This is a genomic window from Cyclobacteriaceae bacterium (assembly GCA_013141055.1).
GTDB lineage: Bacteria > Bacteroidota > Bacteroidia > Cytophagales > Cyclobacteriaceae > ELB16-189.
This window is the reverse complement of sequence record JABFRS010000001.1, coordinates 1,816,443-1,829,654: the sequence shown is the minus strand read 5'-3', so window position 1 is coordinate 1,829,654 and position 13,212 is coordinate 1,816,443. Positions and strand designations below refer to the sequence as shown.

The window sequence follows — 13,212 nt, the reverse complement described above, 5'->3', positions numbered from 1 at the left end:
AAACTATTAGCTAAATAGGCACCACCGAGAACAAACGCTACTCGGCTCTCACACGACTGTAGTCTCCGATTACAATAGTCAAATTGATGAAATGTATCACGGATTATGATTATGTCCGCAAACTTCTTGGCATTGCTTATCCTAGATTTCCATCTAATGTTATGGATAAAATCCAAAATATCCTGTATCGACGAATTCGCTAGTTAATATAAAAAGCAAGCCTCATTGATTACACAGTTAAATTTATCCAGTAAGAAAAGTGCGGTTTTTTCTTTTCAGTTTAACATAAAGTGAGTCTTGGGACAGGACCATAATTTCATAGTGACACTGTCTGATATTTTATTATGCAGCGTTATGGTGTGGTCTCTTCTTTTCGTTTTAAACAAATGCTTAATCGTATCCGTAGTGTAGGTAAATCGACCGTTACGAAATTGCTTTTTCAAACATGTGTTTGTGTGCCAGATCCACTTCGTTCAAGGATCATTCTTTCCAGCGAACCGTATCCTGTATTTAAGATAAAAGCCTGTACATCATAAAATTCCGGATGAATGAGCTTATTGAAAGATTCTGTCGGTTGAATTACAGTATTGCCATTAAATTTCAGTGCGAATCGCATCTACATCGCTGACGCATTAGCTACCTCATGAGGCCAGTTCACTTTGTAAAGATAATTTGTATTACTAGAACTTCTGAACACTTTTTAAAACATAACCTTAACTCCTCCAATTACCCATCGCGATGGCATGATGGATCCCAGAATATCGCTATAGTTCTCATCAAAGATATTATCAATCTGAAGAAATATGCTCACCTTACCTCTAACAACAAAGTATTCCACTTTAACATTCAAAACAATGTAGCTGCTTGAAATCGGCGTAGTGATCGTTGATGCAATTTGTTCCGGTCTTGTTTTATAAAGTCCGGTTATGCTGAACGCATAGCGTGGAGTCGAAAATCCAGCAGTGAGGTTTGTCATAAATCTTGCGTGACTTGAAAGATAGAGTGATGGCGTTCCTTCCGGACTTGACGAATCGAGGATAATGAATCCAAGTGCTGAGAAAAGAGCTGACCCATTACCCGTGGTATGTCGCATTGAAATATCAACCTCTGCACCAGAAGTTGTAACATCGGAAATATTTCTTGCCAACGCGTATGTTCCTGAAGGCGAAATATTTTCCTGACGAGGCATCTCTGCGTAAGGCGTGTTTACGTAATCAATCAGCTTATTGAACTTCTGCTGAAAAATGGTGCCGGAAAACTTTACATCTTTTCCCGGGAGCCAATAATCAACCCCTGCTTCGTAGCTAAACGATCGTTCAGCAAAAAGATCCGGATTACCAATTCTGCCACTTGTTACCAATGTTTTGTCATAATTGTTATACCTCTCTGTAAAATCTGCCTGCCGGATTGTTTTTCCACCACTCGCGCGTAACTGAAGGTTTCCTGTGGCGAAGCTAACGTTGAGCTGGGGTACAAATTCAGTCCCACTTCGTTCATCATTATCCAATCGGAGCGTCGGGCTTATCGTCAAATGTTCACCGATAGTCTGTTTGAGAACCAAAAAGATTGCCTGTTGATTGATTGTATGCTGACCGCGGTCGTTCGACGATATATTTCTTTGCTGCAATTGAAGCCCGGCAATAACATTTGTTTTTTTAGAGAAAGAGTACTCATACATAGCAAGTGATTGCAATAATTTCGATTTGCTTTGATTCGCTGCTGACACGGAATTAAATTGATAAGTATCGTTCACTTCTTTGTAACCAGCCTGTAACGAAATGCGGTCTTTTGCGCCAGCATGAGCAATCATAACCTGATTCCAGCTCGTAGTAACTTTTTCATTAGCAGTATCTGACACGAACGTGGTGTAAAAGTTTTGCGCGGCAAATTCACGCGAGTCATATGATGCTCTCAACGCTGCTGACCAGCCACGACCAAGATTTTGGTTAAGCCCTGCAGACAATGTCGTATTATGAAAAAATCCTTTGATACCACGTTGTTGTTGTCCGGATGCATTGTTCGATAAAATACCAGCGTCTATCGATGTATTTTCTGTATTGTATGACCCACCTCCATTTATATTATACAATCCGAATTGTCCCGCAATAACTTGCCCGCCAAACGAATTCGCTTTTGTCGTTATGCTTGCAAATGCTTTGGTAATAATGTGAATCACACCACCCACTGCGTCAGATCCATACAATGCAGAGGATGCTCCCTTTAAAACTTCAATTCGATCGATTTGCGCGGGGGTGATTGGAATATAGGAGGTGAAATGTCCTGAGTTGGGATCATTCAATCTCAAGCCATCAAGAATCACAAGCACTTGTTGGAAAGTCCCGCCACGAACAACAAAATCACTCTGGGATCCCATTGGACCACGCGATTGAACCTCAAGTCCCGGAACATAGCGCAATAGTTCTTCAACCGAATTCACGGGAAGCTTGGCAAATGTGTCACCAGAAATTGTTAAAATATTTCGGCCTGTCTGTGATACACCTGTTGGAATAATACTGGACGTAATCGTTACCTCCTGAAGTAGCAATGAGTCGCTCTGCGCGTTGGCCGTAAATGATGCAAATAAGAAAACCAGTTTTATCAGGTCTGCTGAATAAACGGTGTTGAGATAAGGGATACGCATTTGTAAATAACGTGCAATGATAGCAAGGAAATATCAAATAATAATTACACCAATTTTATAGATGATCAATGCATACCCTGTTATATTTCAAATGAAACTATTTTTAGCATTGAAAGTTTAATGCTGCTAACCTAAAAAACTGAAAGAACATATTTACAATATCAACCCGCAACAAACGAGAAAAGGAATCTTGCTTTAGCCTCCAATGTAGTTAATGACTATGTCTGTCAATTGACTGATAATTTTTGCTTAAATCCTTATGCCTGAATTACGTTAACCTTCTAAATAAACAGGAGGCTTTGAAGGAAATTGTTTGATTCCAAGATTGAAAACCATAAATCGGCAACTATCTAAACGAAATGGCAGCAAAGGGATTTGAATTTTCTGACGAAATAGAAGCTATCGTGTCAAAGCTCAATTTCAAGAATAATGCGTTAAAATTGTAGGTGTCGTCGATAATTTTCATCCACTGGGCTTACGCAAATAAAATCTATCCAACCGTTTTTGATTTTCGAGAGACCGAAACTATTTTATATTGAGTTTCCGCTACGCATCAACAAGAAACCCTAAGCCAATCGAAAATCTGTTTAAAACTTAGGATGCCGATTAAAAATACTTTTTAATTAATAAGGCAATTGAGCGAGGCATTTCCATTATACATGATAATTGTTTGGCGGCTATACACTAGATTTAGGTTGATTACTTTCAAAATCCGTTTGTCTTCAGTAGGATTACCAAAACCTCAGCATGGGTGAGATGAAGGCAATCTTGCTGCAGACTTTGTGTTCAACTTGCCCATGTTGCTTTTTTATTTAAAAAAACCAGTAGTTCTAAAAGTCAATTAATTTAAATCTATGAGTAAAAAAATTGTAATAATCTTCGTGGCAGTGTGCTTGAGTTTTTTCTGCTTCAGCGGTACCAAAAAACAAATGAAATCATCTATTGAAAAACTGGTTACCTCGGACAGCACACAGTACTGGAAAAACAAAGCAAGACTTTTAGAAGAGCAGTCCCATAACATGGCTCGACTCAATGCTGATGAAGCTAAGCGCCAATATCAGCTAAACATCGAATGTGGGAAGCAAAATGAGACCTTACGGAAATTAGTTGACCAACAAAAAAATGAACTAGAAAAATTTAAGGGAGGTAAGCCGTAGTATATCGAATAAGTCAATTATTCGATTGAATTGAACTTCTACACGAATTAATAAAATATTGAAGAGTTTGATGATTGAGATACAGACTTACCGAATGATTTTACTTATTGCCGTAAATACTTCGAATGCCTAGATACTCCTTCTGTTTATATTCCATAATCATTGTTATCTGACTGCCCTTCCTCGGGTGGTATGAAGGAGCGTACTTCATGTATCCTAACCGCTGAAGTTCTTTGATTGCCTTATGATAGGTGGCTTTGGAACGAATGTGCGAGGCTCTCATAAGACGCTTTCGTGAAACACGGTAACGACTCTCAAATTGACTTTCAATCCAGGAGTGACAGAGCGCCATAGAAAGGGATAAGTGGACTGGTTTCAGTCGTTCATCTGAAACCATCTTATCTATATAACAGGTAAGCTGTTGATGTAAGCTATCCATTGTTATCCTTTCTAGTGATGCAGTTGTCTTCCAAAAGTTTAAGAATGTCGTCATGCTTGTAGAATACAATGCCGCCTATCTTTGTGTAGGAGAGGGTTCTATTGACTCTAAGATTTTGTAGAGTGCCAGGTGAAACTCCCAGTATCTTTCTAACTTCAGATGTTCGAAGCCATTGCTTTGGTGATTGACCATTTGAAGTCTTAAGAACGCTTTTGATTTCAAGCAGTAATTCGTTTTTAACGGCTTCCAGATCACCAATTGTTAATAACTGATCGCGATACGTTGACGACCTCTTTAAATTGTTATCATTCGAATTAGATGTATCCATTCCTTTTCCGCTTTACGGCTTCCACTGGTCTACGAAGCAAGGTGTGAAATGAGCTTTAGAAAATTCCTATCTTCCTAACAACATGGAATAAAAAAATTAGTCTTGTCACTTAGAAAGTAAACGATGACTATTCAGCGAAGGTTGGGTTTTAAAAATGGTTTGATTCTGTTTGTGCAGATTTGGAGAATGGCAGCTCGAAAGTCAACGATGGTAATTTGAATTAATCTAATTTGAATTGGAATGAATGCAAAGTTCTTACATTGTGGTATCAGTAATAGTAACTTTTCATATCCCATATGGACCTTAATTCTAAGGGTACGATTCGAAAAGACTAACAATAAAAGAGTTACCGTTGTTAATTAATTTTCTTAAATTGAAAATACTCCCGATTATTATCCATGAAACTCAAGATCGCCATTGCCGAGGATAACCTGCGTTTCAGAACGGCCTTCCAGCGTTATTTAAAAGAACAACAAGATTTGGAATTCGTGATCGTCGCTGAAAATGGCGCGGACTTACTTCTTCAATTAGAATCAGTGATCGCCGATGTAGTTCTTTTGGATATCAGAATGCCAGTGATGGATGGTTTTGAAGCGGCAAGGTTAATTCGCAAAAAATTTCCTGACATAAAGATCGCCGTTCTTACTCAGTTCGATATTGAAGAGAACATTATTGAGATGAACAGGATCGGGATCAACAGTTTCATTGGAAAAGACCAGGTCGAGGAAATTCCAAGGATTCTTGATATTATAGGTCAGGGAGGTGTTTATTATCCTGACCGTGTAGCTGAAATAATTAAAAAATACCTTAACCGGATTTCAGTATTAAATGCAAAATGTCCCGTCCCATTGTCTGAATTGGAGAGGATTTTGCTGCAAAGTATATCTCAGGGAAAAAGCCCGAGTCAGATTGGTGAGCTGATCAACAAAAGCCCTCGGACAGTAGAAAAATACAGAAATGACTTGTATCAGAAATTCAATGTTGCCAACCAGCAACAACTGATTTTCGAAGCTTCAAAATGGTCTTTGCTTAAATAAACACCCAAATCTTACACGGATCTTACATCAAAAATGTAGTAAGGTTACTATAGATTCTTGGTAAACTGAATGTTAGATTTGTTACAGATTGTTAAGCTCCTGTAACTTGGGTGGACAAATAACCTTCCACCGAAAATGAAAACAACTCAATTTAGTACACCCATTGTCATCGTGGTGACTTCACTGTTGGTGTTCAATGCCTATCAAGCAAGTATAAACTTTGAGCGAATGTCCGTAGTAATTATTATTTCCAGCGTTGTACTTGCCTCGGTCGGCCTTCTATTCTATAAGTTGGACATTGCCATAGACTCCGAGCGAATTTTTATGAAATTCGGCATCGGCCTCATCAGGAAAACGATTCCTCTGGAAGCGATCGCAGACACCAAACAGGTAAAAAACTCTTTTTTTGCTGGTTGGGGTTTACGGTATCACGCAAAATACACTTTGTATAACGCTAGCAGTCAAAAGGCCGTTGAACTTTCTTTCAAGGACAAGTCAATGAAAATTCGAATAGGAACCCGCCATCCTGAAGAAATCATAGCCTATTTATCAAGTCACATCCATCGAAATCAAGATTTATGATAGCGACCATTAGAAAGATCAATAAAAGCAAAGGGATTATTTTGTTCTTGTGCACATCCATAATACTTTTTAGTTGCAAGGAATCGGTAACGGGTGTAACCACTACCAGCTATTCTGGCGAACAACTCTTCGACGGGATAATTTTTGGGCTTGGACCCGTAGCGAAGGAACTGTCTGGTATCGGGTCGTTGACAAAGATTGAGGACTTTATGAATATAAATGATCCACTATACAAGGAATTTTTAGCAACCAAGGATTTGATCTTTAAAAGCATCGTAGAGGTTGACAAAGATTATTTTAATAACTTCAAAAAAGGAGTCTTCAGTGGTGACCATAATACAATTCAGGAAACCCTATTGAATTCGTCTCTTAAATTCAAGGAAGCAATGGTTCGGATTTCAGGATATTCTGACGAACAACTGACTCAACTTTCATCTGAAATGGTGGTGAAATATAATATTCTTGATAGCGAGGGTAAGTATTCTGTTGATGGATTGAAAAAATCAATTAAGTCAATAGGGAAAGAAGCTTCCGATATTCAATCAAGAGACGCTTGCTGGGTTCCAGTTGCTATCGCGCTTGCAATTGTAATTGTAGTAGTAATTGCACTCGCTCAGGTTTACGCTGTGTATTTTCAATGGGCCTATGCCGCGCAGGATTATTATGCGGTACCTGAAGCCCCGGAACTACAGCGGTCGGCAGGCTCCCTTTATAGAGAACAACTGGTTAACCATATTTACATAACCTTCACGCCGCGATTCCCTAACTGAGCTTTGACGTGAGGTCGTTGGTCCTGTTGTTTAAGTTACTCATTGCGTTTTCGTGGGTGTGGGTCATAGGGCTTGTCGCAGCATCCTATTTACCGCATAATCCTTTGTCACCCTCTCATCGGGTAAAAGTAATTATCCAGGCATTTTTTCCGCAAGGCTGGGGTTTTTTCACTCGCAATCCAAGAGATGTGGAAGGATTTGTTTATTTCCAGCAAGACACAGCTACCTATTTATCAGCGTTAAGAATTCCCAATGCCGCTGCTGTGAATCTCCTTGGACTACGGAGAGATTCCAGAACGCAGGGCGCAGAATACGGACTGCTATTAAGCCAGTTAGAAAAGGATACATCTATCTGGGTCGGCTGCAAGGGGCTAAGTCACATCGAATGCATTAAATTCCGGCGGGACATATCGGCCATAAAAGTCTCCAATAATAAAAAGAAGCCTACACTCTGTGGGCCGATCTGGATAATTGTCCAAGAACCGGTTCCATGGGCCTGGTATCAATCTGCCGCTAAAATGCCATTAAAACTTGTTAAGCTAGATGTGGAATGCCTTAACTAAAAGCCTGGATACAAGCCTCAAGTCATTTGGGATCAATGCAAATACCAATGTAACGGGACTTGCCAGAACGCTGCTTGCTTTAAGCACACTGCTCACACTTACCTTTAATGATACTGGAATACTTTTTACGGCTACCGTCGAATCGAATCCCCCCTATTGTACTGGACCGTCGGTTATCAGTATTTTTTGCCTATTTGCGCCGCACTATGAGCTTGCGCGATTTGTTGCAATCTTCATTCTAGTCTTGGTTGCTTCAGGATGGCGCCCGCAGATTACATGCCTTTTTCATGCCTGGGTTGCGTTCAGTTTAAAGGCATCCTCATCCATCCTCGAAGGAGGCGATCAAGTCGCATCCATCTTAACGTTATTGCTGCTTCCAATATGCTTGACGGATAAAAGGACTTGGCATTGGGAGCGCTCTACATCAACCTCAACGGCAACAAGTGTTTTTCAAGAACTGACGTATTTTGTTCATGCATCCGCTCTTTTGGTGATACGTCTACAGATTGCTTACCTTTATTTTGACGCCTCCATTAAAAAATTTCATGTGGTTGAGTGGCTCAATGGAACGGCTTTATATTACTGGATATCGAACTCGTACTTTGGTGCTAACGATATAGGCAGATCAATCCTCATGCCATTGGTCCTCAATCCAATAATTGTTAGCCTTATGACCTGGTCTGTTTTGGTATTTGAAGTATTCCTTTTTACTGCGATCGTTGTTCCTGAAAAATACCGTCGGCCATTGCTTATCCTTGGAATTGCATTTCATTTCATGATTGGAATAATACACGGGTTGATGCCATTTTTTTTCTCAATGTGCGGAGCGCTGGTTTTATATCTTAGACCGATCAACGCAGAATTTAATTTTCGACCCTTTCGGTCCAGACCTAAGGAAACTTCACATGCATTAAATTCTGTCTACATAAAAAATGAATAAACTCATTATTGGTCTCATTTGTTTCGCCTCGTCGTGCTATGCGCAGATGCAAACACCCTCTAACGATTCAGTCATCGGAGACTGGGAAGGCACAATTCAGCAAGTCGGTCTAAAGCTTGTCTTCCATATTAAAACAGAAAATGGATTGTTGCAATCAAGTATGGATAGCCCCATGCAAGGGGCTTTCAAGATCCCATGCTCTCTTACAGAATTAAAGAATGGCGAGTTGCTCATAGAATTAGCGGCACTTAATGCCTTTTACAAAGGAACCCTTAACATTTCTGACCAGACAATTTCAGGCTCCTGGAACCAGGGAGGTGCAGCACTGCCATTGGTACTAACAAGGAAAACGGAAAAAATAGAAATAAAGCGTCAAACTCCGTTACCGCCATTCAGTTACTCATCCAGAGAAGTTGAGTTTACCAATTCACAAAAGGATGTTACGTATGGGGCTACGTTAACGTATCCTAGTCAACAACGCCAGAATCTGACTGCCATAATACTTGTGAGTGGAAGTGGACCTCAAGACAGAGATGGTACTATTGGCTCACATAAACCTTTTCTGGTAATTGCAGATGAGCTTTCAAAAAAAGGGTTCGTGGTTTTAAGAATTGATGATAGAGGTGTTGGTAAAACCACTGGAGCATCAGGTAAATTCACAACAAAGGATCTTTCAAATGATTTGATGGAAGCTGTTAAGTACCTCAGAAGTTTAAGAGATTTATCGATCGCTAAAATCGGGCTATTGGGCCATAGCGAGGGGGGTATTGTTACATCAGAGGAAGCTGCAAATGATACCGGCATTGCCTTTGTTATACTGTTGGCAACCCCGGGCATTGCGATACGGGATTTATTGGTGGAACAAAATGAAGCAATTATGCAACAGGCTGGGATAAAACAGGAGACCATTGATTCATACCTGCAATTCTACAAGGATATCACCTCGACTATCCCCAAATCAAAGTCTCCCGCCGAGGCATTGACGACGACGCAACGTAAATTTCGCGAGTGGTCAAGAAAGGCTGGTAAGGAAATTACAGAAGCGTCAACTGGTGTGACCGATTCAGTTACTGAAAAGGCATTCATTAAAACAGTGGTCGGACAATTTTATAGTGATTGGTTCAGAACACTAATTGACTACGAACCTAAATCGGTGCTGAAAAAAATAGTTTGCCCTGTTCTGGCGCTTAATGGCGAAAAGGATGTTCAGGTATTGGCCAAGAGTAACCTAAACGGGATACGACTTTCGTTAAAATTCAATCCAAAAACTGAAATAAAGGAGATCTCAGGATTAAACCATCTTTTTCAAACTTGTAAATCCTGTTCCCCGGTTGAATATTTTGCATTAGAAGAAACATTTTCACCAGATGTTTTGAACATAATAACAACTTGGCTGGAGGGCGTCGCCAACTGATAATATCACTAATCAGTCCTGAGAAATTTGTCTGAATAATGGCAGGCATTGGTTTCTCAATTTGCTGATTTAATGTGTTTATACTAAATTTAACTTAGAATTGCAGTCACGTTAGTGAGTCATCTGGTGAGTACAGAGATTCAATAATATAAGATATTGGTTTTCAGCATAGAAGAATATAGGTTCACAAACCTCCTCCTCTGCGATCGAAATACACGACCCCTGGCATAGCCAGGGGTTTTTTTATTTGGTCACACGAACGAAGCGAGGGAGAATTTTGATAAACACGAAAATGAATTATTCATCTCTTAAATACCGGATCGGATTTGTAAATGCGGCACCCAATGTAACCTTCAAAATGGCGACCAGTGTGATGATCACAACGATCGATATGCCAGCTGCAAAAGAAAGCACATTGATTGAAGTGTGATAAGCAAAACTTGAAAGCCACTGATTCATAAAATATATAACCATCGGTGCAGCCAGTACCGCAGCCAATACCGATATGATGAAAAATGGCAACGAGAGTTTTATCATTAATGAGATCATGCCTGAGCCTAGCAGCTTGCGAACACCAATCTCTTTTCGCTTTGCTTCAGCTGAGTATGCTGCAATGGAATATGCACCCATCATTGCGATGATAATGGCAATCACAGCGAAGTAAAATATTACCCTTCCGAACTTCTGATCATTCTCATGAAGCTTGTCAAAACTCTCGGAAAGTGAAACTACATAAAAAACCTCTGACGGATTGAGATTAACCCAATATTGCCGAATCATATCCAGTGTCTTAGAATTAGCATTGTGAAGCTTAATTGAAATAAAATTTCTCATGAAGAGATCCCAGTCAGTAGCGGCGAGCATCACCATCGGAGGTATTTTTTCATGGATGGATTCAAGATGATAATCATTTACAACTCCAATGACTTCACCCTCAATCGCTCCAGACCAAGTAAGTTTTTTCCCAATAGTGTTATCAATGGTCCAACCGAAAGACCTCATAGCTGTTTCGTTGATCACGAATTTATTAGAATCTGCCTTTGATTCACTATCGATGTTGCGTCCTGCCTTTAATCGAATATCATATACTTCCAGAAATGAGGATGAGATAAAGCAGCTTTGAACAAGGAAGGGATCGGCGTGACCATCAATCCTCACCCTTCTACCATCGTAGTTTAGAGAATTAACCGGAAGCCGCTGCGAGTATGCTATTGATTTTATTTCAGGCATAGTCAATAGTCGCTGCTCAAGCACACGAAGATTTTCGGAATAAGGCAGTGCTACAATGCCATCCACCGTTACACCTTTATCAATGTTGCGGATAAATCGCAGTTGATCTCCGATAATCAGTAAGGAAATAATAAGCGTGCTTGAAATTAGCAGCTGAAAAAAAATAAGGAAGTTTCTCAAATTCAGACTTCCTGGCTTTGAAGAAATCTGCTTTTTAAGGCCATTCACAATTGAGTACGCAGCAATGCCCCTTGAAGGAAGATATCCTGCCAAAATGATGAAGACCATAAAGATACCTATCACGATAAACACAAAATGGATATTGAAAATAAACTCCATCAGCAATGGGGCGCCAGTCATTTCCTGAACAGAAGGCAGCACGGTAATAATCAGCAGTGCCGACATTATCAATGCACACGCAAAAGCAACCGCTACTTCTATAGCAAAATGAGTAACCAACTGTCCTCGTACCGCCCCCATCGTTTTGCGGATACCTACTTCTTTTACACGGATCAGAGCCCTCGCAAGACTATGATTAATAAAATTTACGCAGCTCATTAATAGAATCAGAATTCCTGTGAGTCCGAGAATACGAATCAAACTAAGGCTCCCAGTTGGCTTCATCGGTCGCTCTGCCGCTGATTCAAGATGAAGGGAGGTGAGTGGCTCCAGTATGAACTCAAATTCTTTAACACCTTCTTTACGATCCAGCAGATGCTTGTTGATAAAGGCTGGAAATTTTTCCTTTATCTGGGAGACCTGTGCACCTTTGTTAAGTACTACATAAGTCCATACGGGCTTGAATGATCCCCAGTTGATCAATTCGCGGGTTACAAGTGCATCGAACGAGGCAAGAAAATCAAAAGTGAAGTGAGTATTAACAGGTAAGTCTTTAAATACCCCCGTTACCGTTAATGATAATTTTCCTGAAGGATAGCCATTGTACTCAATAACCTTTCCTATCGGATCATCTTCTCCAAAATATTTTATTGAAGTTGATTCGGAAATTACTACCGAGTTAGGACTTGCAAATGCCTTGTGCTTGTTGCCTTTCACAAATGGGAAATCAAACACTCTGAAAGCTGAAGAGTCCGCAAATATGAATTTGCGCTCCTGAAAAATGTTGTCTTTCCATTTGACAGTAGGCAAATACGCTCTCCAGAATCTAACTGTGTTTTTAAATTCTGGAAATTCTTCTTTCAATGCAGGACCTAATGGTACAGGTGCGCCAGAATCCATATGCTCGACATTGTCAAACGAAACGGAACGGTTGGAAATCCTGTAGATCGATTCATATCCTTTAAACTGTTTGTCGAATGAGAACTCGAACAACATATAATAACTAATAAGCAAACAGCAAGTTAAACCAACTGCCAGCCCGATGATATTAATGAAATTGTATGATTTGTTTTTAGCGAATCCACGGAAAATCACTTTCAGATAATTGAGTAGAAGGGGAGGCAGAATCCTGCGTGAGACACGGAGATAAGTGCGCTCATGCATAATGCGATGCTCAACAACCAACTCATCAACTCTTCCGATTTCGGTTGTTGCGATCAGAAATGCCTTCTCTTCACTAACCCCATTATTTACCAAATTATCTATGCGCCCCAGTAGGTGAGATACAAGCTCTTCCGCTTCTCCATCCTCCACTCCGCCACTCGCTTGCAGTCTTTTGCGCCATTCCTTGATGGCTTGATTCAATTCAAAATTCATAACAGCCGGTTTTCAATCTTCATTTCAGGCATTTCCCACATCCGCATCAATGTATTATGAACGTCAATCCAGGCAAGTTTTTCTTCCTTAAGATTTTTTTTCCCCTTAACCGTTAACTTATAGTATTTCCGTTTGCGGTCATCGATTATCTGCCACTCCGAAGCAATCAATCCTTCTGATTCCATTTTATGCAATACAGGATATAGCATCCCGTCCGACCATTGAAGCGCACCTCCCGAAACTTCCTTGATCCGTTGAATGATCTCGTAACCGTAATTTTTCTTGCCATCAAGAATCGAAAGAATAAGTGGCTTGGTGGAAGCCGCCATAAGACCTTTTGTTATCATATACGTAGAATATCTATGTAAAGGTATGTATTCCATTCAATTCACCAA

Annotated in this window: 12 protein-coding genes; 7 read left to right on the top strand and 5 right to left on the bottom strand. The window is 40.1% G+C overall.

Annotation, left to right across the window (positions count from 1 at the left end; translation table 11 throughout):
- Nucleotides 1–439: 439 nt before the first annotated feature.
- On the bottom strand, nt 440–616 hold the full coding sequence (locus tag HOP08_08135) for a hypothetical protein (GenBank protein ID NOT74885.1): 177 nt from the start codon (nt 614–616) through the stop codon (nt 440–442).
- An 84-nt stretch (nt 617–700) separates the two neighbouring features.
- Nucleotides 701–2,641 (bottom strand): TonB-dependent receptor, encoded by a 1,941-nt coding sequence (locus tag HOP08_08130; protein NOT74884.1) that lies wholly within the window; start codon nt 2,639–2,641, stop codon nt 701–703.
- Nucleotides 2,642–3,495: 854 nt separating this feature from the next.
- Between HOP08_08130 and HOP08_08125 the strand changes: the two genes are divergently transcribed.
- A complete protein-coding gene (locus tag HOP08_08125; GenBank protein ID NOT74883.1) occupies nt 3,496–3,798 on the top strand; it encodes a hypothetical protein in 303 nt (100 codons plus the stop codon).
- A gap of 431 nt (nt 3,799–4,229) precedes the next feature.
- On the opposite strand, the gene HOP08_08120 is transcribed toward HOP08_08125, so the two are convergent.
- Nucleotides 4,230–4,565 carry a helix-turn-helix domain-containing protein gene (locus tag HOP08_08120; GenBank protein NOT74882.1) on the bottom strand — a complete coding sequence of 112 codons (336 nt, stop codon included), beginning with the start codon at nt 4,563–4,565 and terminating at the stop codon, nt 4,230–4,232.
- Nucleotides 4,566–4,963: 398 nt separating this feature from the next.
- Here HOP08_08120 and HOP08_08115 point away from each other — a divergent pair, with 398 nt between their 5' ends.
- From HOP08_08115 to HOP08_08090, 6 genes are all read left to right on the top strand, one after another.
- On the top strand, nt 4,964–5,602 hold the full coding sequence (locus tag HOP08_08115) for a response regulator transcription factor (protein ID NOT74881.1): 639 nt from the start codon (nt 4,964–4,966) through the stop codon (nt 5,600–5,602).
- Nucleotides 5,603–5,737: 135 nt separating this feature from the next.
- Nucleotides 5,738–6,184, top strand: coding sequence for a hypothetical protein (locus HOP08_08110; GenBank protein ID NOT74880.1), 447 nt, complete (start codon nt 5,738–5,740; stop codon nt 6,182–6,184).
- Nucleotides 6,181–6,954 (top strand): hypothetical protein, encoded by a 774-nt coding sequence (locus tag HOP08_08105; protein ID NOT74879.1) that lies wholly within the window; start codon nt 6,181–6,183, stop codon nt 6,952–6,954. Before HOP08_08110 ends, HOP08_08105 begins: the two co-directional genes overlap by 4 nt.
- Before the next feature lie 8 nt (nt 6,955–6,962).
- On the top strand, nt 6,963–7,517 hold the full coding sequence (locus HOP08_08100; protein ID NOT74878.1) for an SdpA family antimicrobial peptide system protein: 555 nt from the start codon (nt 6,963–6,965) through the stop codon (nt 7,515–7,517).
- Nucleotides 7,498–8,457, top strand: coding sequence for a hypothetical protein (locus HOP08_08095; GenBank protein NOT74877.1), 960 nt, complete (start codon nt 7,498–7,500; stop codon nt 8,455–8,457). The genes HOP08_08100 and HOP08_08095 overlap by 20 nt, the downstream gene beginning before the upstream one ends.
- Complete coding sequence (locus tag HOP08_08090) at nt 8,450–9,871, top strand: alpha/beta fold hydrolase (GenBank protein ID NOT74876.1); 1,422 nt, start codon at nt 8,450–8,452, stop codon at nt 9,869–9,871. The genes HOP08_08095 and HOP08_08090 overlap by 8 nt, the downstream gene beginning before the upstream one ends.
- A gap of 297 nt (nt 9,872–10,168) precedes the next feature.
- On the opposite strand, the gene HOP08_08085 is transcribed toward HOP08_08090, so the two are convergent.
- Complete coding sequence (locus tag HOP08_08085) at nt 10,169–12,817, bottom strand: FtsX-like permease family protein (GenBank protein NOT74875.1); 2,649 nt, start codon at nt 12,815–12,817, stop codon at nt 10,169–10,171.
- Nucleotides 12,814–13,164 carry a PadR family transcriptional regulator gene (locus tag HOP08_08080; protein ID NOT74874.1) on the bottom strand — a complete coding sequence of 117 codons (351 nt, stop codon included), beginning with the start codon at nt 13,162–13,164 and terminating at the stop codon, nt 12,814–12,816. The genes HOP08_08085 and HOP08_08080 overlap by 4 nt, the downstream gene beginning before the upstream one ends.
- Nucleotides 13,165–13,212: the final 48 nt, after the last annotated feature.